28 protein-coding genes are annotated in these 25,671 nt (G+C 40.6%); 7 read left to right on the top strand and 21 right to left on the bottom strand.

Features of this window, described 5'->3' with window-relative positions; translation table 11 throughout:
* Positions 1–119, top strand: a 119-nt coding sequence (locus NU887_RS17750) for an energy transducer TonB (protein WP_258424726.1), incomplete at its 5' end; no start/stop codon positions are given.
* A 46-nt stretch (positions 120–165) separates the two neighbouring features.
* On the opposite strand, the gene NU887_RS17745 is transcribed toward NU887_RS17750, so the two are convergent.
* From NU887_RS17745 to NU887_RS17725, 5 genes are all read right to left on the bottom strand, one after another.
* Positions 166–1,314, bottom strand: coding sequence for a DUF4221 family protein (locus NU887_RS17745; RefSeq protein ID WP_258424724.1), 1,149 nt, complete (start codon positions 1,312–1,314; stop codon positions 166–168).
* Between the two features lie 94 nt (positions 1,315–1,408).
* Positions 1,409–2,548 carry a DUF4221 domain-containing protein gene (locus NU887_RS17740; RefSeq protein WP_258424723.1) on the bottom strand — a complete coding sequence of 380 codons (1,140 nt, stop codon included), beginning with the start codon at positions 2,546–2,548 and terminating at the stop codon, positions 1,409–1,411.
* Positions 2,549–2,583: 35 nt separating this feature from the next.
* Positions 2,584–3,729 carry a DUF4221 family protein gene (locus NU887_RS17735; protein ID WP_258424722.1) on the bottom strand — a complete coding sequence of 382 codons (1,146 nt, stop codon included), beginning with the start codon at positions 3,727–3,729 and terminating at the stop codon, positions 2,584–2,586.
* A 78-nt stretch (positions 3,730–3,807) separates the two neighbouring features.
* Positions 3,808–4,953, bottom strand: coding sequence for a DUF4221 domain-containing protein (locus tag NU887_RS17730; RefSeq protein WP_258424721.1), 1,146 nt, complete (start codon positions 4,951–4,953; stop codon positions 3,808–3,810).
* A gap of 75 nt (positions 4,954–5,028) precedes the next feature.
* Positions 5,029–6,180 (bottom strand): DUF4221 domain-containing protein, encoded by a 1,152-nt coding sequence (locus tag NU887_RS17725; protein ID WP_258424720.1) that lies wholly within the window; start codon positions 6,178–6,180, stop codon positions 5,029–5,031.
* A 286-nt stretch (positions 6,181–6,466) separates the two neighbouring features.
* On the opposite strand from NU887_RS17725, the gene NU887_RS17720 reads away from it, so the two are divergent.
* Positions 6,467–7,675, top strand: a complete 1,209-nt coding sequence (locus tag NU887_RS17720) for an ATP-binding protein (RefSeq protein ID WP_258424719.1) — start codon at positions 6,467–6,469, stop codon at positions 7,673–7,675.
* A 164-nt stretch (positions 7,676–7,839) separates the two neighbouring features.
* Here the strand turns inward: NU887_RS17720 and NU887_RS17715 are convergent, their stop codons facing one another.
* The 11 genes from NU887_RS17715 to NU887_RS17665 all read right to left on the bottom strand — a co-directional run bounded on the left by NU887_RS17715 (position 7,840) and on the right by NU887_RS17665 (position 17,677).
* Entirely contained in the window at positions 7,840–8,592 is a 753-nt protein-coding gene (locus NU887_RS17715) for a LytR/AlgR family response regulator transcription factor (protein WP_258424718.1), read from the bottom strand.
* Entirely contained in the window at positions 8,589–9,656 is a 1,068-nt protein-coding gene (locus NU887_RS17710; RefSeq protein WP_258424717.1) for a sensor histidine kinase, read from the bottom strand. Before NU887_RS17710 ends, NU887_RS17715 begins: the two co-directional genes overlap by 4 nt.
* A 57-nt stretch (positions 9,657–9,713) precedes the next feature.
* Positions 9,714–10,013, bottom strand: coding sequence for a hypothetical protein (locus NU887_RS17705; protein ID WP_258424716.1), 300 nt, complete (start codon positions 10,011–10,013; stop codon positions 9,714–9,716).
* A gap of 56 nt (positions 10,014–10,069) precedes the next feature.
* Positions 10,070–10,561 carry a DUF2306 domain-containing protein gene (locus NU887_RS17700; RefSeq protein ID WP_258424715.1) on the bottom strand — a complete coding sequence of 164 codons (492 nt, stop codon included), beginning with the start codon at positions 10,559–10,561 and terminating at the stop codon, positions 10,070–10,072.
* 38 nt (positions 10,562–10,599) lie between these two features.
* Positions 10,600–11,145, bottom strand: coding sequence for a hypothetical protein (locus tag NU887_RS17695; RefSeq protein WP_258424714.1), 546 nt, complete (start codon positions 11,143–11,145; stop codon positions 10,600–10,602).
* Between the two features lie 73 nt (positions 11,146–11,218).
* The gene (locus tag NU887_RS17690) at positions 11,219–11,875 is read right to left on the bottom strand and encodes a hypothetical protein (RefSeq protein WP_258424713.1); all 657 of its coding nucleotides are present in this window, start codon (positions 11,873–11,875) and stop codon (positions 11,219–11,221) included.
* 11 nt (positions 11,876–11,886) lie between these two features.
* Positions 11,887–14,037: a TonB-dependent receptor gene (locus NU887_RS17685; RefSeq protein WP_258424712.1), complete on the bottom strand. Its 2,151-nt coding sequence runs from the start codon at positions 14,035–14,037 to the stop codon at positions 11,887–11,889.
* 181 nt (positions 14,038–14,218) lie between these two features.
* Positions 14,219–15,493 carry a TRAP transporter large permease gene (locus tag NU887_RS17680; protein ID WP_258424711.1) on the bottom strand — a complete coding sequence of 425 codons (1,275 nt, stop codon included), beginning with the start codon at positions 15,491–15,493 and terminating at the stop codon, positions 14,219–14,221.
* Positions 15,490–15,957: a TRAP transporter small permease gene (locus NU887_RS17675; RefSeq protein ID WP_258424710.1), complete on the bottom strand. Its 468-nt coding sequence runs from the start codon at positions 15,955–15,957 to the stop codon at positions 15,490–15,492. The genes NU887_RS17680 and NU887_RS17675 overlap by 4 nt, the downstream gene beginning before the upstream one ends.
* Positions 15,954–16,937, bottom strand: a complete 984-nt coding sequence (locus NU887_RS17670; RefSeq protein WP_258424709.1) for a TRAP transporter substrate-binding protein — start codon at positions 16,935–16,937, stop codon at positions 15,954–15,956. Before NU887_RS17670 ends, NU887_RS17675 begins: the two co-directional genes overlap by 4 nt.
* A gap of 137 nt (positions 16,938–17,074) precedes the next feature.
* On the bottom strand, positions 17,075–17,677 hold the full coding sequence (locus NU887_RS17665) for a trimeric intracellular cation channel family protein (protein ID WP_258424708.1): 603 nt from the start codon (positions 17,675–17,677) through the stop codon (positions 17,075–17,077).
* Positions 17,678–17,797: 120 nt separating this feature from the next.
* Between NU887_RS17665 and NU887_RS17660 the strand changes: the two genes are divergently transcribed.
* Both NU887_RS17660 and NU887_RS17655 read left to right on the top strand, forming a co-directional pair.
* The gene (locus NU887_RS17660; protein WP_258424707.1) at positions 17,798–18,175 is read left to right on the top strand and encodes a hypothetical protein; all 378 of its coding nucleotides are present in this window, start codon (positions 17,798–17,800) and stop codon (positions 18,173–18,175) included.
* 55 nt (positions 18,176–18,230) lie between these two features.
* The gene (locus NU887_RS17655; protein WP_338081021.1) at positions 18,231–18,695 is read left to right on the top strand and encodes a Clp protease ClpB; all 465 of its coding nucleotides are present in this window, start codon (positions 18,231–18,233) and stop codon (positions 18,693–18,695) included.
* A gap of 3 nt (positions 18,696–18,698) precedes the next feature.
* Here the strand turns inward: NU887_RS17655 and NU887_RS17650 are convergent, their stop codons facing one another.
* From NU887_RS17650 to NU887_RS17630, 5 genes are all read right to left on the bottom strand, one after another.
* Entirely contained in the window at positions 18,699–19,358 is a 660-nt protein-coding gene (locus tag NU887_RS17650) for a phosphatidylserine decarboxylase family protein (RefSeq protein WP_258424706.1), read from the bottom strand.
* Between the two features lie 71 nt (positions 19,359–19,429).
* A complete protein-coding gene (locus NU887_RS17645) occupies positions 19,430–20,707 on the bottom strand; it encodes a Glu/Leu/Phe/Val family dehydrogenase (protein ID WP_258424705.1) in 1,278 nt (425 codons plus the stop codon).
* A 71-nt stretch (positions 20,708–20,778) separates the two neighbouring features.
* Entirely contained in the window at positions 20,779–21,636 is an 858-nt protein-coding gene (locus NU887_RS17640) for a phosphatidate cytidylyltransferase (RefSeq protein ID WP_258424704.1), read from the bottom strand.
* Positions 21,620–21,826, bottom strand: a complete 207-nt coding sequence (locus tag NU887_RS17635) for a putative signal transducing protein (RefSeq protein WP_241125481.1) — start codon at positions 21,824–21,826, stop codon at positions 21,620–21,622. Before NU887_RS17635 ends, NU887_RS17640 begins: the two co-directional genes overlap by 17 nt.
* Positions 21,819–22,760, bottom strand: coding sequence for a CPBP family intramembrane glutamic endopeptidase (locus NU887_RS17630; RefSeq protein ID WP_258424703.1), 942 nt, complete (start codon positions 22,758–22,760; stop codon positions 21,819–21,821). The genes NU887_RS17635 and NU887_RS17630 overlap by 8 nt, the downstream gene beginning before the upstream one ends.
* 37 nt (positions 22,761–22,797) lie before the next feature.
* Here NU887_RS17630 and dusB point away from each other — a divergent pair, with 37 nt between their 5' ends.
* From dusB to NU887_RS17615, 3 genes are all read left to right on the top strand, one after another.
* Positions 22,798–23,787, top strand: coding sequence for a tRNA dihydrouridine synthase DusB (gene dusB / locus NU887_RS17625; RefSeq protein ID WP_258424702.1), 990 nt, complete (start codon positions 22,798–22,800; stop codon positions 23,785–23,787).
* A 70-nt stretch (positions 23,788–23,857) separates the two neighbouring features.
* Positions 23,858–24,757: a DMT family transporter gene (locus NU887_RS17620; RefSeq protein WP_258424701.1), complete on the top strand. Its 900-nt coding sequence runs from the start codon at positions 23,858–23,860 to the stop codon at positions 24,755–24,757.
* A gap of 53 nt (positions 24,758–24,810) precedes the next feature.
* Positions 24,811–25,572 carry an alpha/beta fold hydrolase gene (locus NU887_RS17615; RefSeq protein ID WP_258424700.1) on the top strand — a complete coding sequence of 254 codons (762 nt, stop codon included), beginning with the start codon at positions 24,811–24,813 and terminating at the stop codon, positions 25,570–25,572.
* Positions 25,573–25,671 lie beyond the last annotated feature (99 nt).

The following is a 25,671-nucleotide window of genomic DNA, read 5'->3' as shown; positions in this document are numbered from 1 at the left end:
TGGCGAGGGAAGCTTTACGGGTGGTCACAAAATATCCTTACAAATGGAATCCCGGGACCAAGGATGGAGAACCTGTGAGGATGAGTATGAGGGTTCCGATCAGATTTAAACTTGGATAATAACTAGCAACCCTCCAAGAGTTCAAAACCCTTGGAGGCTTGGTTATCAATTTATTCCTATTCTTACAAACCCCAACTCATCAGAGAAGTTTTGATAAACCCAAAGCTTACCGTCTTTGGCGAAGTATTTTGAAGGTGAAAGGATTTTGAGATCAGGAATTTCAAATTCATAAATAAAATTAAACTGCTCATCAAATACGGTTAGAAATACCTTGACATTGACCGTTTCATGAAGCAACCTTTTTTCTCTTTTTTTATCATTGAATTTACTTGAGAAAGAAAGTCTATAGTATTTCCTTGTTTGGGTATCCCAGACCAACTGTCCAAAACTTACTTGACCGAGGTAAGATTCGAGAGCTAGAATCCTATCATCAAAGGAATTAATGAGATCGCCTTCCGCTGCAACAGTCACCATGTTTGGAGTCAAACTGGGGAAATAGGAAACGGTTTGGAGAAGGTCTGTTTCTGGAGAATAAACATAAAAATCATTTGAAAACTCATGGGAAACAATAATCCGATCATGTTGACTGCCTATAAAAACTCTTGGAATCCATTTGTTAAAAGTCGTAAGATCTCCCAAAGTGAATTTTTTGAAATTTTCATTGGGATCTATTCGATAGTTAGAAATCAGTTTTTCATCGGCGCTTAGTTTCTTTAATGAAACCTTGTTTAAAACTTGATCCATCGCCAATGCAAAAACAAACTCATCAAAATTGGGGTTCATTATATGCTGTTGTAAATATTCATCCTCAGCAATACCTCCATTTGCAGGCGTAACTTTACTCCAATCATATTTCCTTAACAGCTTTCCTTCCAAAGAAAAAATTGATCCTCCGGTCTCCGAAGTCAGGAACAGCTTTCCTCCACCAATACCTGTGAGACCAAAAATATAAAACCCAGTTCCATTAGGCCCTTCTTTCTCCAGAGGAAACTTTTCTACCAACTCTAACCTGTCTAGGTCTATCTTTTCAATGCTGTGGTCAAATCCGTTGAAGTTATAAAGAAACCCGTCTTGGAGACAGTAATCAGACCTAATCAGGTCTTCCTCCAAGTACAAAATTTGCTCTTTGGAATCAATCATTACAGTATCAATGGAAAAGGTGATGTTGCTAAAGTCTTCTGTCGACTTTTCCTGTTTTTTCGCTCCGCAGGAAAAAAGAATAAAGACTGAAACTGTAAAGAATAAAAATTTCATACAGAAATGATTGATGGTGTTTTTTGTTTCAATTCCTTGGAATTCCAAAAAATAATAACCCTCCAAGAGTTCAAAACCCTTGGAGGCTTGGTTATCAATTTATTCCTATTCTTATAAACCCCAATTCATCATCCACATTTTCATACATCCAGATTTTGCCGTCTTTGACAAAATGCATTGATGGATATTTTGAAAACTCTTTAACCAAGGTCTCTCCCAAAACCTTGAAGTCCTTGTCCAGAATAGTGAGGTACACTTTGCTCTTTTGTTTTTCCTCTTCATCTTGAATGTTTTCTTTTGGTAGGGTTTCATATGAAAACCGGTAAAAACGTTGGTTTTTACTGTCCCAAATAGGATTCCTAAAATTGATCTCCTGATTAATTTCATTCATAGCATTGTTAAAATCCTTTTCAGATTCGACCTCAGTTACATATTTGCCGGTTTTGCCGGTTTTGGTAAGCTTGGTATCATAGTCCACCTGATACAAGGAATCATTTGCCTCTTCATAGACAAGGATGGTATTGAAGGCTGAATTCGAAATAATTAATTTGCCTTCGACTTCAGTGATAAATTGGTCAGGGGCAGAAATCATCATCATTTGATCTGATTTGAGCGTAACTGAATAATCCGCCAATTTTTCAAATCCAGGAAGTTCATGTTTTTTTAGGGTTTTGTTTTGGTAATCGACTTTGGCTAGGTAGAAGTTTTTCCCTGTCCAATTGCCCAAAATGCCATACATAATATTTCCATCATCCGAAATAATGGCTCTTCTGGTGAAGCTCTCGTATGCCTCAAGTGAATCTCCCTCAAACTTCTCTCCATTGAGTTTGTAAGTTCTCAACTTTTCTCCCTGAAAATTGAGCAAGGCCATATCCTGAAAGTTAGCAAAGACGATCTCATTATTTCCCATAAGGGAAATCCAGGAAATGTAATTTCCAACGCCATTTGGACCTTCTTTTTCAAATTTGATTTTCTCTTCAAGTACCAACTGATCAAGATTGACTTTATCTAGTTCAGAAGCCTCCTGATTCCAATTGTACAGGTACTTGTGGTCCTTACTGATGGCCGAAACCCAAAGACCTCCACTAAGATTGATAAAGTCCTCTCCTGAATCCACCATGACAGTGTCCATGGAAAAGGTGATGTTGCTGAAATCTTCTGCTGATTTTTCCTCATTTTCTCCACCGCAGGAAAAGAGAAAAAGAACTGAAAGGACAAAGAGTATATGTTTCATAGTTTGGGATTTTGATTCAAATTTATTGGTTTTAGTTATTCATAATTGATGGTCATCCTCACAAAACCCAATTCGTCATCCACATTGACGTAGGACCATATTTGGCCGTCACGGACGAATACAGTATTTGGGACATTCTTGAGTCCATCTAGTAGTGTCTCTCCCAAAAGGTTAAAGCTTTCATTAAAAACACTGAGATAAACCTTGGAAATTGGTCTTTGGTCAGCACTTAAAAACACCGGCCCTTCGTTGATTTCGCTAGGAAGGGCTTCAAATGAGAAGCGGTAGAATTTGCGGTTTTGTTCATCCCACACGGGCGACTGAAAATTGATCTCGGTATCAATCTCTGCCATTAATTCTCTGAATCTTTCCAAAGATTCAACTTTTTCAGGATATCCTCCTTTCTTTTCTTTGGGAGTAAGCTTAGGGGTATAGCTGACTTGAAAAACAGAATCATTTTTCAGGTCCAACACATAAAAGGTGCTGTAGGCAGTGCTGGAAATGATGAGCCTATCACCTACTTTTTTCACAAATTTCTCAGGTATTGCAAGGGATCCCATGTTTTCCGTTTCCAATAAAATGCGATAGTCAGGCAGCTCGGAAATCCCCGGCAATTCAATTTTTGTAAGCTTCTTTTCTTTAAAATCAGACTTCACAAAAGTCATAGTATTGTTAAACCGATTGCCTAAATATCCATATATTACTTCTCCATTTTCCAATAAGATTGGGTTTCTTTCAAAATAATTTACCTCTTTAAAATCAGTTTTTTCGATTATTGGATATTCTCTGGTTTTGTTACCCTCCATATCAAATAGCATGAGCGATGGGAAACCGGATAATAAAATCTCATTTTCATTTAAAAAACTTAACCAACCCACATACCTACCTACTCCATTAGGTCCTTCACTTTCAAATTGAATTTTTTTCTCCAACCGCAATTCCTCTAGGTTGATTTTATCCAAAGTGGTTTCACCATTGTTCCACAGGTAAAGGAATTTGTTATCTTCACTCATGGTACTGGTATATAGTTTATATTTCAGATTGATGATTTCATCTCCTGAATCTACCATCACTGTATCCATTGTCAAGGTGATTTTGGAATAATCTTTGACCTCTTCTTTGACTGTGTTCTCACAGGAAAAGATAAAAAGAATGAATATTACAAAGAGTATATTTTTCATGGGATGCAGCCTTGATGGTTTTATTTTAAAGAATGTTTATGGGAAATCCTCCAAGGAATTCGAACATTTGAAGGGTTATTATTGGGTATCGATGTTTAAGCGGACAAAAGCCAAATCATCGTCTATATTCTCAAAAATCCAGATTTTGCCGTCTTTGACGAAGTGGAAACCGGGGATTTTATTCATTTTCGGCACTTCCTTTTCTGCCAGCAAGTTTAATGAACTGTCATACACAGAAAGATATACTTTTGCACCTTTCAACTTAGGATACATGTCTTCTTCTGCGGTCTCGGGTTCAAAGGTACTTTCATAAGAAAATCTATAATACAGCTCCGTCATAGGATCAAAAACAGGCGCTAGGAAGGAAGGCTCGCCATAAATACTTCTATACAAGGCATTGAATTGCTTGGGGTCCGACACCAGGTTGGGATGCTTGCCGGATTTTTCATTTTTGGTAAGCCGGCTTTGATAGGATTTGTAAAAAAGGCTGTCAAGATTGGGGTCAAACCAATATAATTCATTTGAAATATCGGAGGAAATAAAAACTTTGTCTCCAATCACTTTCAGGAACGACCTAGGGCCCATGAGGTCATACATCTGTCCATCATCATAGGTGATGGTAAATCCTGTCATTTTTTCAAAAGCATTTAATGGAATTGTGTTAAGGGAATCAGACTCAAGATCAATTATCCCCAATTGAAAGTTTTTGCCGGGGAACTCATTGACCAAACCATAAACAGTTTTTTCTTTTTTGGGATCGATAACCTCGTACATGAAATACTCTTCTGCTGACAAATACTTTTCTTTAATGGAGGCAAGATTTTCATAACCTCCAATTTTTCTTCCATCTAAGTCAAATATTGAAGGACTAGGCCAAGCACCCATGTAAATCCTTTCATTTCCCAGGTCAATCATCCCATGAATGCTATTGCCAATACCATTAGGTCCTTCCTTCTCAAACTTATTGATTGCTTCCAATTGAAGCGATTCCAAATTGATGATTTCGAGGGCAAAAGTTTCTGAATTGAAATTATATAGTTTTTTCGCATCAGCAGAAATGGAAGCGTTGGTCAAATCCCATTTGAGGAATAAAATCTCCCCTTTGGAGTCCACCATCACCGTATCCAAGGAAAAAGTCATTTGGGAGAAATCCTCATTCTTTTCGGTATTGGTCCCGCAGGATAGAAGGCAAAAGACAGAAATTAGGAGGAGTAGGTTTTTCATAAGTGTGTGGTTTGATGGTTTGATTTGATGATTGGATTTTTGCAAACCCTCCAAATGTTTGTAACCATCGGAGGGTTAGTTGGAATCGATACTTAAGCGGACAAAAGCCAACTCATCGTCTATATTCTCAAAAATCCAGATTTTGCCGTCTTTGACGAAGTGGGTGGTGGGAGCTCTTTTTAGCTCGGGAACTTTAGATTCGCCTATGATTTGTAGGTTTTCATCTAAAATCGTCAAATAAACTTCATCGTTACTTTCAGGTAGGTCCAGTGGTTGAGCCCCTTCATCTTCTTTTTCTAAAAATCTTTTAAAATAGGAAAATCGATAGAAAATCCGATTCTCATTGTCCCAAACAGGTTTACTGAAATTAATATCCTCTTGCGACTTTTTATATAGTTCTGACAAAGCTTCAATAGACTCAACTTGATTTATTGAATTCTCTTTTTTTCTATTTGGCGTCAAAGAACTTAAAAGGGAAATATATTTCAGTGTCGGTTCATCGTTCGCCAAAACATAAAATTCATTGGCGATTTCATTACTCAAAACAACTTTGTCCATAGAAGTTGAAATAAATAAAGACGGCCCCATTCCTCCTGCAGGTGCTCCATTCATAATCAGTTCGATTCGGTATTCATTCAATTTATCAAATTCCGGGATCTCAAATCTGGTGTTCTTATTCTTTTCGATTTCGACTTTATTGAATACATTTTTGTTACTTTCCCAATCGACCGAAAATCCAAAATGTGTATTAGGATCACTTGGTAAGGAAAATAATCTCATCATAAATTCATCAGGCGAAAGACTACCTTCTCCTAAACCGGCATATTCCACTTTGTTCAAAATTTTTCCTAAAGAATCCAGTATAAAAAGTCCTGAAAAACCCTGAATCAGAAACCTGTCGTCTCCGAGAAGGTTAAAATTGGAAACAAAATCTCCTATTCCGTTTGGTCCTTCTTTTTCAAGTTTGATTTTTCCTTCGAATTCAAGTCGGTCTAGGTTGATCTTTTCCAGACTGAATTCCTGTTGATTGAAATTGTATAAATATTTCAAATCCTGACTTAGGCTTGATTGCGTCAGGTAAGCATTGAGGTATAAAATCTCATTCTTGGAATCCACCATCACCGTATCCAAAGAAAAAGTCATTTGGGAGAAATCAGCTTGCTTTTCGGTATTGCTTCCGCAGGAAAAGAGAAAAAGCATTGAAATTAGTATCAGGTAGTTTTTCATAAAATTTGGGGTAAAACTAAAAATAGTGGATTCGTAATGAAATCCAAAAATCAAAACGTTAAAAGTTGTTGGTGGGAACAAAAGTTTCAATTCTTTCGATTGAAAAAAGAGAGTTAAGAAAAAAATTAAACTTTCATCAAAAGCCAAATCCGATATTTTTACTAGTCGAATAGGTAAATTATCGGATAATTTTACTAGTCGACTAGGTAAATTATCGGATATTTTTACTATTCTTATAAAATTTCCATTTATGAATTCGTACATTTGACTAGGAAATCCTGCGAAAATGAAAAGGAAACTCTACAAAAAGCTACTCCAACATCTACCCAAAAAGGAATTTACAATCCTGACAGGAGCAAGACAAACAGGAAAAACATCCTTGTTGCTAGACCTGAAGGCATATTGTCAGGCACAGCAAATCCCCCAGATTTTTATCAACCTCGAAAACAAATCCTTATTGGCGGAGCTCGATGCCAATCCGCTGAACTTATTGGCTTACCGCCCGTCGCAAGACCAAAAAACCGTGGTCTTCATGGATGAAATCCAATATTTGTCCGACCCTTCCAACTTCCTTAAATTGATCTATGATGAGTACAGTCACCTGATCAAAATCGTCGCAAGTGGTAGCAGCGCCTTTTACATTGACAAAAAATTCAGGGATTCATTGGCGGGAAGGAAAAGGATTTTTCACTTAATGACCTGTGATTTTGAGGATTTTTTGATGCTTCAGGGCAAAGAAGATCTTTGGCAGGAGGTAGTCAGGATAAGAGAACAACAGGAAGCAAAAAGCCTGAAAATAGATTTGCTCCGCGTGGAATGGGAAGGATATATGCTGTATGGCGGTTATCCCGCTGTCATCACCGAACCTTTGGTCAGTGAAAAGATAGAAATCCTCAAAGAAATCAGGGATTCGTTTATCAAAAGGGACATCATAGAAGCAGGCGTTCAAAATGAACTTGTATTCTATCAATTGTTTCAAATTCTTGCTTCGCAAACAGGCCAATTGGTCAATGTCAATGAATTGAGCAACACTTTGAAAGTCAGAAACGAAACAATCCTTAGCTACCTTGAAGTAATGGAGAAGTGTTTTCATCTGTCCTTGGTAAAGCCGTTTTTTGCCAATATCAGAAAGGAATTGGTAAAGATGCCCAAAGGTTATCTAATGGATACAGGTCTGAGAAATTCCTTGCTCAATAATTTTACCCCTGTCAATCAGCGACTTGACAAAGGCGAATTATGGGAACAGGTAGTTTTTAAGCTATTGGCTGACAGATTTGGAACTGATGCAATCCGATTTTGGAGGACAGCAGACGGCAAAGAAATAGACTTTGTGCTGCCGGATGAAAATCCACCTTTGGCCGTAGAAGCAAAATTTGATGAAAGAATGTCCAAAATCAAAAAGTATCAATTGTTTTTGGATACCTATCCTAATTTTAAATTTCAGTTTGCTACCATGCAACCATGGTCTGAGGAGTTTTTCAGGAGTTTTATCTGAGAATTAAGTGCGTTCTAGGTCCGAAGAATTGAAAAGATATCTCTCTTTGGTCTATATGACAAGGCAAGGTTAATTTCATCTCTAACCACTTTCAGTTCCGATACTTGGTACTTGGTACATGGTACTTCGTACTTTCTTACCTTTTACTACTTCGTACTTCCCTTTCATCCATCCAACCAATCCTTAAAATCCCCGACTTTTTCCCGGCTGATCAGGATGTCGTTGTCGGCACAGTTGGCCAATTTGATTTTTAGGCGGCTGTTGGAGTAGGTGTGGATTTCGGCAATGGCCGAAAAGGAAGCGATATATTTTCTGTTCAATCTGAAAAACTTCCTTGGGTCCAACATGGCTTCCAACTGGTCAAGCGTATAGTCCAAAATATATTTTCTCCCCTCCACAGTCTGCAGGAAGGTGACTTTTTCCTCACTGTAAAAAATGGAAACATCTTCCGTCTGCACGCTTTGGATCTTTTCGCCAAACTTCACCAAAAACCTGCTTTTATACTGGCTGGAATGTGGGGAAAGCAATTCCCGTATCTGCTGGAGTTCAATGCCCGGTCTGACTTGTTGGGATTGGAATTTTTGGATGGCCTGCGCCAATTCTTTGGGATCGATGGGTTTGAGGAGGTAATCGACCGAGTTCAACTTGAAAGCTTTGATCGCAAACTGGTCAAAGGCTGTGGTAAAAATAATCGGAGAACTGACTTTTACCCTTTCAAAAATCTCAAAACTCTGCCCGTCGGCCAACTGGATATCACAGAAAATCAAGTCTGGAAATACATTTGTTTCCAGCCATTTCACAGCCGAAGTGATGCTGTCCAGGTGTCCAAAAATCTCTGCATCAGGAAGCAAATCCAACACCAATTGCCTCAACCTGTTTGCAGCAGGCCGCTCATCTTCTATGATCAGGATTTTCATAGTTTTTCCAGTTTAAGGAGTGGGAGCTCGACGATAAATTCTGTTCCGGTCTTGGTTATTTTGGGGCTTTTGTCACTGAGAAGGGCATATCGCTTTTCTATATTCTCCAGACCTATTCCGCTATCAGCGACTTCTTTGGTAAGTTTGGGTTGGAGGTTATTCCTGACGATCAGAGAATCCGGAGTTTGTTGGATAAAGATTTTCAAAGGCTTCTCCATACTCGCAATGTTGTGCTTGATGGCATTCTCCAGAAGCAGTTGCAGCGAAAGCGGCGGAATATTGAATCCTTTCATTTGGTTGACCTCAATGAAATATTCCAAGCTTTGCTCAAAGCGGATTTTCTGTAGACTCAGGTAGTTTTCCGCAAAAACCACTTCCTTTTCCAAGCCTACCAATTCCCTGTTTTGGACATCGAGCACATACCGGTAAATCTTTGAAAGCTGTTGGATAAATTCCGCAGACTTGTCGGCACTTTCATAAACAAGGTTGGAAAGGACATTCAGGGAATTGAAAAGGAAATGGGGATTGAGTTGGTCTTTGAGGGATTGGTATTGGCTGGCGAGTTTTTCGGATTTGAGTTGTTCGGCTTCGATAGCGGCGGATCGCCACTCGTACAACCAAGACCTGGAAATAAAAATGGTAATGATCATCAAGGCAACTGAAATCGGCATCAGAGTATTTTCCAAGATTCGTGTGTATTGGACATTTATCAAATTGACCCCGTCCACCGTGACCAATACATAACCCAATACTAAAATAAAGCTGACGATAAAAGAATAAACCATGTAAGCTGCAGCCGTCAGGACAAGTCTTTTTACCGGTTTTTCAATCCAGGATATCCTTTTGTCAAAATATTCTTCCACTTTGAAGCCCCCCATACTCAAAGAAGCTGACATCAGAAAAGAAAAGATCCAGTCAGGGATAATGGAAGAAATCCCCTCCAAAGACAAAAAACAGCTTGGACAGAAAATCAGCATTAACATGGTAGAAATCCCAAAATTCAGTAGGAAAAACCGCTTCGCAGAATTGAAGATGGTGGCTGAACTATAGAAGCTTTTGCTCATGGGTTTTTCCTTGAAGGAGGGTTTATTTTGAGATATTCCTATTTGATTCTAAATGTATCAATCCTTTTTTGCTTTGGAAGCCAAAATCCCCCAACCACCAGATCCGATCAGGAAGCCCAATCCATAGAAAAACCCGGTGTTGTTCATCGCAAACATAGCCACTTCCTTGTCAAATAAACTGATCACCAAACTGATGGGAGCAATTATTCCATGCCAGATTCCCCAAAAAAAACCATAGGTCTTTCCGGTAAGACATTCATCAAGGGGCTCATTTGCCGCACAGGAAGAAATAAGAATCACCAGCAAAACGGCAATCAGAAAATTGCCAGACTTAACATTCCAAAGGCTCTTTTTCATAGTCAATTTACTTAGGTTACATTCAATTGGGTCAGATTTGATACAATTCCGTTTGTCTAATTTTTGGATATGGCCGCCATCAATTTCATCCATTTTGCTTTGTTGATACCAAACAGAATCCCACCTACCAACATCACTCCCCCGGTGGCTACTCCGACCATATTGTAAAATGGCACTTCGGGAATTCGCGTCATCATCTCACTGACAAATGCCCCATAGAGACCGATCACCGACCAATACATAAAGGAGAAATGAAGATAAGCCCAATTTTTGATATGATTTCGTAAGAGAATAGGAATCATCCCCAAAGCCAAAGTGACAGAACTGATTACTGCGAAATAATGAAAAATCCCCCATTTGCCAAATAAGTTGTAGAGCATAAAGGCTGTCACCAACAAAAGCACCATACTTGCCACATAGAAATACCCCATCCGGATATGGGTTTTGCTTCCTTTGGTCATCAGCAAAACTGCCGAACCAAGTATCAAAGCCAAAACAGAGGCGATAAAATGGATTAAACCGATTTCACTACTGAATAGACTGGACATAGATAATTCAGATTTTCATTTTTACAAAAAGGTATTTTTCAATCTTTGAGATTAATTCTGAACCCAACACTTGCCACAAATCCATTGGAATAAAATGGGCTTCCTGCGATTTTGTCGGCTCTGGCACGGGAGGTCATCACTCCTAATTCTAGGAAGTAGTTGAACCTCGGGGTTGGGAAAAACTCAAAGCCAAAAGTCCCATAAGTACTCATCCTAAAGGATTCTGAGGAAATTCTGTCGGAAGGAAATATGCCAACCAAGCCTCCTTCACCATACAGGCGGATATCTTGGCCAACTTTTCCTCCATATCCCACAAAACCCAAGGAGACATTTTGGTAACCGCTCCAAACATACTCGCCATCCAACAGGTGCTCAAAATAGACCTGATTGGCTTTGAGCCGAAAGGCCGCATTTCCATTTAAAATTTCAGGACTGGTCATATTCAGTCCAAAGGCAAAATCATCTTGAAACTGACTGAGCTGGAAACCAACTCCAAGACCGGAATTGGGCTTTTTTTGCTTTTGGGCAAAAACCAAAGAGCTAAAAAACAGCAAGATCATTAGGGAAAGTAGTGTGGTTTTCATGGGAATCAGAAATTTACAAATCTGAGGAAAATCAGAAAAACCTTCCTGAAATCATTTCAGGAAGGTCAGATTATCATTTACAGGTATTATTTTTCATTTCTTCCGCCATACCTTTTCCCCAAGACGGATTGAGGTTTCCTTCTTTGGCTTCAGCAGCTTCTTTGGCAAAAAGCTCCAAACTAGCATTTACCAAGCCACAGGCTTTTTCAGGTCCCTGACCAAAAAATTGAGCCATTCCGTATTCCATCTGTGCCATCAGGATGATTGCCCGCGGGTTTTGTCTGTTGAGTTCGATGGCTTTGCCAAAAGTCTGCATCGCCAATCCAGAAAGGCTTTGTCCTCTGGAATTCGCATCTGCTGCAAGTTCACCCATGATGATGTAGCCTTGCACTGCCACTATTTCTGAATTGTTTGGAGAAAGGGCAGTGGCCTTTTCAATGTGTTTTTTGGCTTGGGCATAGTATCCGTCTTTTTCTTCCAATCCACCTTCAGTCCTGAATCCCATATTGGCATAAGCCAAGGCAGCATAGTAATTCGGAAGCCACTCTCCTGCATTCATATCAGCGATCCTTGCAAATGCATTGGCGGATTTCTGCAGTTCTGCAACAGGTCCTGCCTTCCCCAAAGCCTGGATTTCTTTCATCATAGCCTTTTCGTAGGCTTCATTTGTGGCGTTGGCAAAAGTGGCAACGAACATCATCAATGCGATAATTAGTGTGTGCTTTTTCATGGTTTCTAGTTTTATAAGTTGTTTAAATTGTTTGCTGTTTTGTCTTTGGATAGTGTCAGGAATATGCCAAGAAATATGAATCTCGGCGCAGTCTGTCTGATGGGCAGACTCTCGTATTTGCCTGATTCATTTGGTGTGGGACTAAATTGATACCCGAAAATATTGTCCCTTCCCAATACATTGGAGCAGGCAAAATGGATAATCAGATTTGGTTTTGGCAGGTAACTCCAACTCAGACTCAAATCCTGGAATCCTTTGGTCTTGGCATTCATCTGTCCTGCAAAATTCGGATCGGTATAGGTATAGCCATCATTGATAGAGAATGATCCTCCGAGTTGGGATTTCAATCCCGATACAAAATGCTTCACTACGATCGAGGCATTATGTCTTGGAGCAAAACCCGGCTGCACCATTTCGGTGTACTGCGCAAACTTCCGCCTACTGTCCACAAAGCTGTAAGTCACCCAGAAATCCGTGTTTTTTACAGTTTTTTGATCTCTGTAGAAAACGTCGAAACCCTGTGCATAGCCCGAACCGTTTTGCTGGATGTTTCGGTAGAAATATTGGGTTCCTTCGTAAGTGAGGATCTTTTTGTAATCCTTGTAAAATGCCTCGGCGCGGACGGTTCTGCCGTTTTTGGTCAGGAAATAATTCAAGATCAAATGGTTCGCTATGGTGTTTTGAACTTCAGGCTTTGCGATCCTAAGTTCCTCTACAGGCATTTGGCTGAACTGACCTGCCGCCAAGGAAAGCTGTCCTTCATTTTCGAATTTGTAGGCCAAAGAAAACCTTGGATCCAACCAGGTATGATTTGCCAAAGTGCTATGTCCTGCCCTCAGTCCTCCTCTGAAGATCAGCTTGTTGCTGACATAATAATCTGCCTCTGTAAAAATATTGACCTGCAAATCATCGAAATCCCTGACCAGATTTTCTGATTTCAATCCTTCCTCGTAGCTGAATACGTAGGATTCTAAACCTGTCTTTAGGGAAAATTTATCTGAGAAACCTTTCAATGCCACTGCTTTTGCATGTACTACCTGGTTTTGGTTTCTGATAGCTATCTGGTCTAATGTAAATTCATCCACATTGTTGGAATAGGAAATGCCTCCATAATAACTCCAGTCATTTTTCCCGATTTGTTTGAAAGATCCGGAGGTGAACGTGTAATGGTTTTTGAGGTCAATCAATTGGCCGCGACCTTCTGAACCGGGGATTTTCTGCCAGATTTTCATTCCTCCCGATTCGGTGTGGGCATAGGCCTTGACCATGCCGCTTTTACCCCATTTTTGTCTAAGAGAGACTTCAGCGTCAAAGCCGTAAGGAGCTCTTTCCCAATCAAAATTCTGGGTAACCATGGCCTGATAGGGCGACAGGTCCATGTAATTGGCGGTAGCTGTGAGGCTGTTTTTCTTCCCAACCAAAGTCTGCGAATAACCTAACCCAACGGACATGATACTGAGGTCGCCTTGGTTTCTCATCGGCATATCTATCGTATTGAGTGCCAAAGCCGACGAAAGTGCATGTCCGTATTCTGCCGAATAGCCTCCTGTGCTGAAGAAAGAGCCTTTGAATAGATTGGGATTGAAGCGTGTTCGTGTGGGAACATTGGAAGCCGTGGTACCAAAAGCATTTCCGACTTTCATCCCATCGATAAAAATCGAAGTTTCTGATGCATCGCCGCCACGGACAAAAAGGCGGCCGTCATTTCCCACATTGGCTGTGCCGGGCAATGTCTGAAAAGCACCGATGATGTCGCCCATAGCTGAGGGCACAGTCACAATATCAATCGGTCTCAAGACCACGGCTTTTTTCTCATCCGAAGCTTCCATGGCACCTGCTGTGATGGTTACCGCAGTCATCTCGTTGATGGTTTCCTTGAGGATGGGATTGAAGGTCTGGGCTGACCCGTTCAGGTCGATTTCAAATTCCTGAGATTTGAAACCCATGGCTTGAAAAACCAAAATGAACTTTCCTGTTTCGTCAGTTGCCAATTCGTAGCTTCCATCGACCTCCGAGGATGTCCCTTCGTAGGTTCCTTTCAAGAAAATATTCACACCGGGAATAGTCTCTCCCTTGCTGTCTTTGACAATACCCTTGATCGTGGTTTGGGCCAGAGTAAGGTTGACGAGAAAAAACAAACAGATAGTGAAAAGTGCCTTCATTGCTTTGATATTTGATCCAAAAGTGTGGAGAAAGGCAAATCCAAAAAATTAAAGCTGACTGAAGTGTCGGATTAGGTGGATGAAGTGTAGGAAATGGGGGATTGTGAATTCGTTCATGGTTCACAGTCCATGGTCCATAGCCGCTGCCTATGGACTATTGACCATGGTCTATGGATATTGTTCAATCATAAAACAGACTAGGAAGGTATAGAGAAATACCGGGCACAAAGGTCACGAGCATCAAGACCAACAAACTCACCAAAAGAAAAGGAACTCCAGCTCTCGCAATTTTTTCCATCGGGATTTTGCCGATACTGGAAGCCACAAAAAGACAGACTCCTACAGGAGGAGTAGTCAGTCCGATGACCAGATTCATCACCATAATCATCGCAAACTGAATCGGATCTACTCCTATATAAACTGCAACCCCCAGCAAAACAGGGAATAAAATCAGCAAAGAGGCAATGGTCTCCATAAATGCACCAACAAATAGCAACAGCAAGTTGATCAGCAGCAGGAGCATAATCTTATTTTCTGTGATGTTCAAGAGGCTTTGGGCGATCAGTTGGGGAATCTCCTCAACAGTCATGATCCAGGCAAAAAGATTGGCAAATCCTACCAAAACCATCAGTGAGGCAGTCATCTTTGCGGATTCTAGGATAATCTTGGGGATCATCCTGAGTTTGAGTTCACCATAGACAAAGAGGCCTATACCCATGGCATAGACCACGGCTACAATTGATGCTTCAGTCGGAGTAAATACTCCCCCAATAATTCCAAAAAGAATCAAAAGTGTCATCAAGAGCGCCCAAAAAGCCTGGTAAAAACTTATTGCCATTTGTTTCAATGAAGCTTTTGTCCTTTTTGGATATTTCCTTTTGACCGAAATGAAGTAAGTGACCAACATCAATCCAAGTCCCAATAACAATCCGGGAACAATCCCTGCGATGAATAGCTTTCCCACCGATAATCCTGTCAAAGTTGCTGCAATGATCATGGGCAAACTTGGAGGGATAATTGGCCCGATGGTCGAGGAGGTAGCTGTCACAGCACAGGAAAAATCAGTATCATATCCTTCTTTTTCCATGGCCGGAATCATTACCGAACCGATGCTTGCCGTATCAGCTATGGCTGTTCCAGAAACTCCTCCAAACAACATGGAGGCCCCGACATTGGCCAAGCCCAAACCTCCTCGGATGTGTCCAAAAAGTGCATTACACAATTGGATTATCCTGTTGGTGATTCCGCTTGCATTCATCAGATTGCCGGCCAAAATAAATCCCGGAATAGAAAGTAACACAAAGACATCGAGCCCAGCATACATTTTTTGAGGGATGATAATAAAAGGCAAATCCGAAAAAAGAATATAAACAAAAGAGGCCAAACCCAAGGCAAATGCGATGGGAATACCCAAAACCAATAACAACAGAAAAATCAGAAAGAGGAGTATGGTCATCGGTTTCTAAGAATTTTTCCAAGGTTTTTCATAAGCTCGAGTAAAGAATAATAAGCCACAAAAAAAGACATGCAGGTCATAGAAAAATAAATAAATCCCATATTGATTCTCATGGAGGCAGAATCTTGAAGGCTGACTATTTTCAGTAAAGGAATGCTAAAAACCAACATGAACAGCATCAAAACCATAATGGAAAAAAGGATTATAGAATCCATCCAAATTTTCCATTTGGAATTTAATCCATCAAGAAAAATGGACACGTTGATATAGGCCCTTTCTTTGACCGCAAGTCCCGCACCCAAGCTTACCATGTAGATAAAACAGAATCTTGCCATTTCTTCTGTCCAATGTGGAGACCATGGCAAAGCATATCTGCCAACAACCTGAATGACCACCGTCAAAATCATCAACATAAAACTGATGGTGACTGCCCATTCCAATATTTTATCGATGGCTGTTTTCATTTCACATCCTGAATCCTTTTATACAGCATTTTTTGTTCTTCGGTAAAACTCGCCATTACTGCTGCGCTTGCAAGTTTTTCAAAAGCCACTTTGTCTACTTCAATAAATTCCATCCCTTTTTCTTTCAAGAACCGGTAATCCAATTCTTCTTGTTCAAGGTACAATTCATGTTCATAGGCCTGCATGATTTCGGCAGATTCCAATATAATTTGCTGCAGGTCCGGAGGCATACTTTCAAATTTCTTATTTCCCATGACCACATAAGCCCAGCCTTTGACATGTTCGGTCAGGTTACAGTATTTCTGAACTTCATAGAGACCGGCATTCCGGATCAAAGCAAAAGGATTTTCCTGTCCGTGAATCGTGGATTGTTGCAAAGAAGTGAAAACTTCAGAAAAAGCCATAGGAGTAGGTTTGGCGCTTAAAGCACTCCAAGTAGCGACGTATAGGGAAACATTTGGAACCCTTATGATCAATCCTTTGAGGTCATCAGGGTGTCGGATAGGCACATTTGTGGTCAGGTTTCTCGCTCCCCGCTCAAACCATGCAATAGGTTTAAAACCTGCCACTTCCGTAATATGGGCTTCGATTTCTTTACCGATGGGTCCACCAGCTACTTTCTGAAGGTGGTCAGAATCTCTGATTGCAAAAGGGGTAGCACAAAGAATTGCCAAAGGCAGGCTCCAATTTTCCAAAGATTCACCCGTAATCATGATATCCAAACTTCCCCCCAAGATGCCTGTCAACATGTCCATTTCTTTTCCAAGCTGTTCGTTGGGGTAAACTTTGACCTGTACCCTGCCTTCTGATTTGATAAAAACTTCTTCTGCAAACTTCAGGGCTGCCTTGTGCCAAATGTTGTTTTCATTGGCCAGGTGCCCAAATCGAAGGGTGTATTCAGGATAAGACCGGGATTTAGATTGGCAGCATACCAATATTGTCGAGGACAGCAATAAAAAAAGAATAAGGGTTTTGTTCATTCTGGGTTATGGTTACCTGATCTTCTGCGAAAGCTAAGGATCAATAATTTATTGAAAATAATCCGGTTTGTCCCAAATCGGAAGTTTTTCCTTAATGACCATAAGATAAAATCTAATTTCCAAATAACTGAAACCCATCAATCGAGTCTTGGCAAGCTTAACTTATACTTGACCGCAACCAATCGGATGCTGATGATCACAGAAATTGAAATCAGCAGGTTGACATCTCTGTGCAGTCCAAAGTAATTCAATACCAAATAAAGAATGGCGCCTACCAGACATGCTGAAGCATAGATTTCCTTCCGGAAGAGAATGGGGATTTCATTGGTAAGTGTATCGCGGATGACCCCACCCATCACTGCAGAAAACATCCCCATGATAGCGGCAATTTCGGGTCTTACACCAAGACTCAAGGATTTTTCAACACCTAGGACGGTGAAAAACCCTATCCCAAGCGTGTCAAAAAGAAACATTGTTCTCCTCAATTTCAACATGATCTTTGGAAAAACAAAAGCAGTAAATACCCCTGCGAAAATCGCATACAAAAAATAGACATCTCCGATCCAAACCAAGGGATAAGCCCCTAACAATACATCCCGGAGTGTCCCTCCTCCAATGGCGGTAATGAATCCAGTAAATCCCGCTCCAAAAATATCATGCTCCCGATCCCGGACTGCCAATGCACCCGAGATGGCAAACACAAATGTTCCTATCAATTCTAAGGGGTATTGAAGATCCATATCGACTTTGGAATAATTATCAAAGAAACCTTATTTCCGGTACCCGTAAAAGTGAACGCATATTTTTTGAATTAATATGTTAAATTCCTAAATTAATCAAACATGAAAACCCATTGACCTATGAGAGAAAGACTGAATACATCGATACAATCCGCTAGTTTGATACTTGTTGCCGCCGGTCTTGCTTGGGTGGTGTGGTCAAATGATACCACCATTAAAGACATGTTGACATACCTTATCATACTTATCTTGGTGATAGAAGCATTGAGCCTTTATCTGATTGGGAAGGTTTATCCCGAAAGTCATACCACTTTCAAATCCGGCATTTTAGCTTCACTGCTGATCCTTTTTGGGATTAAAATTATGGCACCTGACTTTTTTGTCCCCTTGACCATTGCCGTCTTTGCGATCAACTTTATGTATAATTTTTATACCAACGGAAAAAGGAGGCAGGGAACTTTCAAAAGGAAACCAGGGGCCAAATTAAAAACAAGATAGAGTAAGCCTGGGATCGGCATAACTTTTGAAAGGATTTTAGTAAAAAGACCGTAAAATGTTGAAAAGATACCTCTTGATTGTTTTGTTGCTGGCTCCATTGTCCCTATTTGCCCAGGCAAAATTGGATAACTTAGTGTCAGAAAGGAATAAAATGCATGCTGCATGGAAAGTTTCAGAATCAAAGAAAACAGGGATTTTTGGTAACCGTACCAAAAAAGACATGATCGAAACCAACGAATGGATGGAAAGAATCATCCAAAAAGATAATCAGATCATGGAAGAACTAAAGATGCTCAGCGAGATCGAAAAAACCGAAATCACTTACGAAAAAAATGACTACAAATTCATTTCCCAAAAGCAGGAAAGAGAAATAGCCATGCTCAAAAGAGCCTTGGAAGAAAAGGAAGGCTTAGTAATCGAAGAAAAATCTGAAAGCAGAACCTATGAGTGGCTGACTTTTATATTATTCCTGAGTACAGCCGTATTGGCTTTTTTGAATTGGAAAAAATTAAAAAGTTGAAAATCACTTCAACCTTGCGATTGGTGTCCTACCACCCTTTGTTTTTTCCTCTAAGCTTACCAAGATTTCGGCATCAAGAGGAAGAAAGACATCTACCCTTGAACCGAATTTGATAAAACCGAATTCTCCTCCTTGGGCAAGAGGCGTCCCTTCTTTAACGTACCATTTGATGCGACGGGCCAAAGCACCTGCAATCTGTCGAACAAGGATTTTTACACCACTTTTGTGGGTCAAGACCATGGTAGTCCTTTCATTTTCAGTACTGGATTTGGGATGCCACGCGACGAGGTATTTTCCGGGATGGTATTTAAAAAACTCCACTACACCTGCGATAGGCGACCTGTTGATATGGACATTTATCGGTGACATAAAGATGGATACCTGCTTTCTCCTGTCATTCAAGTATTCCGATTCGGTAGTTTCCTCTATGACCACCACCTTACCATCAGCAGGGGCAAATACTAATTTTTCTTCGTTTGGAAGTTGGACAAAAGGATTCCTGAAAAACTGTAAAATCAAAAGGTATAAAACAATACTGACCAGCAATACGATATTTAGGACAGTTTCCTGTTCCGGAATCCACCTGTTCAATCCAAAATTGACTGCTACTAAGATGAGCAACAGCCAAAATAATAATGTCCTACCTTCTCTATGAATACTCATGGGCTATAAAATTGAAAGGGCGTGAAAGCCGACTTTCACGCCCCAAATATAGTAAAATCTTTTTTTCGACCTTAAAAACCACCCCTAAAGGTATAGGTTTTTGCTACTTTATCGATGGCTACAATGTATGCAGCGATTCTCATAGGTACTTTATATTTGACTGAAGCCTCATAAACATGGTCAAAAGCATCCTTCATAATTCGGTCAGACCTTCTGTTTACCCTTTCTGCAGTCCACTTGTAACCCAGTCGGTTTTGTACCCATTCAAAATAGGAAACAGTAACGCCACCAGCATTGGCCAAAATATCCGGAACTGCCATGATTCCTTTGTCATTCAAAATGGCATCAGCCTTTGCGGAAGTGGGGCCATTTGCTCCCTCTACGATTAATTTGGCTTTTATTTTATCTGCATTGGCTATCGTAATGACATCTTCCACTGCTGCAGGGACAAGCACGTCCACTTCTAATTCAAGCAAATCCATGGCGTCAGCCAGTTTTTCAGCTCCTGTAAAATTTTCAAGAGTCCCTTTGTTACTGTCTCTGTAAGCAATAGCTTCTTGGATATTGATACCGTTGGGATTGAAATATGCTCCTGAAATATCAGATATAGCTAAAATCCTCAAACCTCTTTCTTCCAAAAGAAGGGCCGCCCATGAACCCACATTCCCAAATCCCTGAACTGCGCAGGTAGCTTGAAAAGGGTTGATCTTTAACTTCTGCATAGCTGCTAAAGCAGTCACCATAACGCCGCGACCTGTAGCTTCTGTTCTTCCAAGCGAACCTCCCAAAACCAGTGGCTTGCCTGTAACAACAGCATTGACAGTCATCCCATGAGCCTTGGAGTATTCATCCATCAACCATGCCATTTCTCTTGGTCCAGTACCCATATCCGGCGCAGGAATATCCTTATCCGGACCAAAGACATCTATCATCGCCAAGGTATAAGCCCGGACCAATCTTTCAATTTCTCCGGCAGACATTTCTCTCGGATTACACCTCACTCCGCCTTTTCCTCCTCCATAAGGAATATCCACCACGGCACATTTCCACGTCATCCAGGCAGCAAGTGCCCTTACCTCATCTAAATGGACATCAGGAGCAAACCTGATTCCACCTTTTGCAGGACCCAAAATGTTGGAATGGATAACGCGGATTCCTTCAAAAACCTTGATTTTACCATTATCCATGGTAATCGGAAGGGAGACGATAACTTGTTTGGCGGGATTTTTTAGCACGTTGTAGACCTCTTCAGATAGGCCTAACTTTTCTGCTGCAATGTGAAACCTTTCCATCATGGACTCCAGCGGATTTTCTTTATCCTTGATCGGAGCCGGTTCAATGTAAGCCATATTGGGTTTATTTAGTTGACTGTTGATTTTGGTACAATATTAAGGAGTTTTTTAATATCCTATAGGCAAAATTAGAAGATTTTCAAAAAGGCGGCTATAAATGGTGCCGATAATAACAATCCGTCAAAACGGTCCATAAACCCACCGTGACCCGGAAGGGATTTTCCTGAGTCTTTGATTTCTATACTTCTCTTAAAAAGTGACTCTATCAGATCTCCATATGTCCCCGCGATGATGATGATAGTCGCCATTCCAAGCCATTGCCATTCCTCAATGGATTTGAAGTTTTTGCCAAGAAAATACGCCACAAGAAATGCGGATGCTGCTCCTCCTAAGAAACCCTCCCAGGATTTTTTAGGAGAAACTCTTTCGAACAGTTTGGTTTTCCCAAATTTGGTACCTGCAAAATATGCACCCGAATCTGAAGCCCATAGTATAAATAGAGAACCTACGATCACCTCATAGTGAAATGTATCATCTACCGAAAATGCAGCTACATTGAGCAAGGAGAAAGGCACAGCCACATAAAACAAACCAAGGAATGTATATGCAATTCCAGTGAATGGTTTCTTGTCTGATTTTCTATATAGTTTGATGAAGAAAACAAGAGAAGCCAAAGGGAAAATCAGGAAATAATACTTCTCATTCAGGTGCTCCATGCCAATAAAGAAGGAAAGTGTAAAAATACTCAAGCCTAAAAACGTCCCGAAACTTTTTAGGGGTAACATGCCGTCAAGGCCTGAAAGCTTGTAAAACTCCATTTGGGAAAATGCAAGAATCAGCCCAAAAATCAAGAAATAAAGCCAAGGACTGATGATCGAGCCTGCCACAATGATGCCTGCTCCGATGATTCCTGTGATTACCCTTTGGCCAAGATTACTGTAATTGTTAATGTTAAATCTGTCTCTGACTCTAAAAGGAGATCTCATTCTTGACAATATTTAGTGCTTTTGAAAACTCAACCTGGGGTACCATAACCTCATACTGTCCATGTATCCGGTAGACAGATTCTATTTTATTCATCACGACTGCAGGGATTCCGTTTTCCTCCAGGACTGATTTGACGATCTCAGCCCTTACAGGCGAGCCATCAGAGAACACTTTCTGCCAGTTATCCATCAGTTTTTATATGTTGGGTTTTATCCTTGAATACCTTGAATCCAACCACCAAAATCACCAATCCAAGAATGGCAATTGGCAAAGAAACCTGATCTGTCTCTTCAATATTGAATTCAACTTGGCCCAATTTATTCAAATAAACCAAAACAACAGTAAAAGTATTGTTAAGAATATGTCCGACTATGGGATAAACCAAACTGCCCGAATACAGGTAAAGGTAGCCAAATACTGCACCGAGCATCATTCTGGGAAAGAAACCATAAAACTGGAAATGGATGGCAGAAAATATAAAAGCAGATAACCAGATCGCCACATGAGCATTCCCAGTGAATAAATGAAGCTTGGGCTGAAGCACTCCCCTAAATAAAAATTCCTCTCCTATTCCTGCCAAAACTCCGATTACCAAAATTCCCATCAGAAACTCACCTACATTTTCAAAATCAGTCAGGTATTTTGTCAAAGCCATCAATTCATCTTCTTTGGACCGCATCATCTGTTCCAATTTGCTGAGAAATTCCGGTAATACGATTTTGGCATTCCAGTCAATCAAAAGGCTGTTGAACAAAACCGAGCCTACCATGATTAATAAGGTAAGGGCAAATCCCATGAACTTAAACCTTGACATCTGTTGTTGCCAACCAAAATCAGCTTTATCAATCACTTTGGAAATCAATAATCCCGAAACCAAAAAGCCAAGTCCTCCACCGAGTCCCTGTACAAAAAGGAAGGCCATCCGGCCATTTGGATGGGAGGATTCTGCAGTGAATAATGCTGTCAGCTCATCAAGGGGGATATCAAAAAGGAAGGGAAGGAGTAAAAGTCCAAGACCCTGCAAAAGAATTAATACGCCAAATGTGACTAAAACCATCACTACAATAGACAAAAGCCAATTACTTTTGGAAGTGATGGGTACTTGGGTTTTATATATATCCATAATTGCGGTAAATTTACACGAAAATTAGAATTAGGAAGTGGTTAAAATCGGAAACTTAGAATTAGGGGAATTCCCGTTGCTGCTTGCACCAATGGAGGACGTCAGCGATCCGCCATTCAGGGCAGTGTGCAAAGATAACGGGGCGGACCTGATGTATACAGAATTTATCAGCTCTGAAGGCTTGATCAGGGATGCTGCAAAAAGTATCCAAAAACTGGACATTTTCGAATATGAGCGCCCGGTAGGTATTCAAATATTTGGGGCAGAAATAGAATCCATGAGGGAAGCCGCTGCAATTGCAGAAGCTGCCGGTCCAGATATATTGGACATCAACTATGGCTGTCCTGTACATAAAGTAGCCTGTAAAGGTGCAGGTGCAGGGATTTTGCTCGATATAGATAAAATGGTCTCCATGACCGCAGAGATTGTCAAGAGGGTGAACATTCCAGTTACTGTCAAAACCCGATTGGGATGGTCACATGATACCATCCGTATCGTAGAGGTTGCGGAAAGACTTCAGGATGTAGGAATCCAAGCCATCAGCATCCATGCCCGTACCCGTCAGCAGATGTATAAAGGTGATGCTGATTGGTCCTACCTCAACTTAGTCAAAGACAATCCAAGGTTACATATTCCTGTTTTTGGAAATGGTGACATAGATACGCCTGAAAAAGCCCAGGAATACAAAAACAAGTACAATGTGGACGGTATGATGATCGGCCGTGCCTCAATTGGATATCCTTGGATCTTCAACGAAATCAAACATTTCCTAGAAACAGGAGAAAAACTAGCCGGACCAGACCTTGAACAAAGGATCAATGTCACCAAAAAACACCTTGACTTTTCAGTGAAGTGGAAAGGCGAAAAGCAGGGAATCCTGGAAATGAGAAGGCATTACACCAATTACTTCCGTGGCATGCCCAATTTCAAACCATACAGAAGCCAGATGGTGACAGCAGAAACCTATGAAGAAGTAGCTGCCATTTTGGAAGAAGTAGGTGAAGTTTTTGCCGACTATCAATTTTAAAGCAGAATTTCAGTAAAAAATTCCCGATTTTCCCCATCAAAATCATTCCTTTCCTCCCCAGTTTCAAAACATGACTAAAGATATCCAAGCAGAAGGCGCCTTTAGGGCATGGGGATTTCTCATTGTGTTGGCGCTGATTTGGGGAAGTTCTTTTATTTTGATCAAAAGAGGACTGGAAATTTTTTCTCCCGGTGAAGTTGGGGCCTTTAGGATCGTAGCAGCCGGAATGGTTTTATTGCCGCTCTCTCTTCCAAGGCTGAAGAATCTGAAAAAAAGACAGGTCAAAAATCTGGTCATCGTCGGATTGATGGGAAGTTTTATCCCTGCCTTTCTATTTGCCAAAGCCCAAACACAACTCAGTTCCTCGCTGACAGGTGTTTTTAATGCCATGACGCCTTTGTTTGTGGTCATTATAGGAGCACTTTTTTTTAATGCAAGGATCACCAAGAGAAACGGAATAGGATTGGCTATTGCCTTTGTCGGAGTGGTAATACTTTTGATGGTCAAGGAAGGAACCTATTTCGGGGATTTTTCAGAGATCAATTCCTACGCTTTTTATGTGCTGCTAGCATGTCTTTGTTATGGATTTAACCTGAATATCATCAAGTACCGTTTTGTAGAATTGAAACCTGTTGCCATTACCGCACTTTCCCTGTTAATGGTATTACCTGCAGCTTTGATTTACCTGTTTGCATTTACGCAGTTTTCCTTCAAAATACTCCATGTTGAAGGTGCTGTAGCTGCTGCCGGATATATTTCCTTACTTGGTGTACTCGGTACAGCGATTGCCCTGATCCTTTTCAATATCATGGTGAAAGTAGCAACTCCTGTTTTTGCAAGTTCTGTCACTTACCTGATTCCCGTAGTAGCCATAATGTGGGGATTGCTTGATGGGGAGGTTTTGTTACCCGGGCATTACTTTGGAATAGTGGCGGTGATTTTTGGGGTATGGATTGGGAATAGAAGGTGATTTCTGTAATTTGAATTTGACCAAGAAATAACTTTTGTAAAATCTTAAATTGTATGAAACTCAACTATAAAAAAACCGGAACCGGCGAACCGCTGATAATCCTTCATGGACTGTTTGGATCTGCGGACAACTGGTTCAGCATTGCCAAAGAACTCGAGAAAGACTATACTTTATACCTTGTCGACCAGCGTAATCACGGTGATTCTCCCCAAAGTGAGGATTGGAATTACAAGGTAATGGCAGAAGATCTCATGGAACTGATGGATGATCAGAAAATTGATGCCGCTTATCTGATGGGGCACTCCATGGGGGGAAAGACCGTCATGGCATTTGCCCTGCAATTTCCCGAAAAAGTAAAAAAACTGATCGTAGCCGATATCGCGCCAAGGTACTATCCCCTTCACCATCAGGTTATTTTGGAAGGACTGAATGCAATTCCTGTTGACAAAATCAAATCGCGGAAAGATGCGGATGATATCCTTGCCGGGTATATCCGGAATATGGGGATCAGACAGTTCCTACTCAAAAGCCTAGGGAGAAATGAAAAAGGGGGATTTGAATGGAAAATCAATCTTAAAACCATTACAGAGAAAATTGAGATTGTAGGTGAAGAAATCGACTCCGACCATCCCTTTGACAATCCGACCTTGTTTATGGGAGGGGAAAATTCGGATTACATCCAAGAAAGTGACAAAGCTGATATTGCAAGACTTTTTCCAAACAGTAGCATCATCTATATCAAAAATGCAGGACATTGGCTTCACGCCGAACAGCCAGCTTCGGTGATTGAGACAGTTCGAGCTTTTTTAGGTTGATTGGATAAACCACAAAAGGCACAAAAGAAAAATTCCTTTTGTGCCTTTTGTGATAAAGGTAATGTGGTCAAAAATAGTTGGTGACTTTTACTAAAAAAT

It is taken from the genome of Aquiflexum gelatinilyticum (assembly GCF_024741135.1).
In the GTDB taxonomy this organism is placed as follows: Bacteria; Bacteroidota; Bacteroidia; order Cytophagales; family Cyclobacteriaceae; genus Cognataquiflexum; species Cognataquiflexum gelatinilyticum.
The sequence above is the reverse complement of the archived record's forward strand: the minus strand, read 5'-3'. Positions and strand labels throughout refer to the sequence as shown.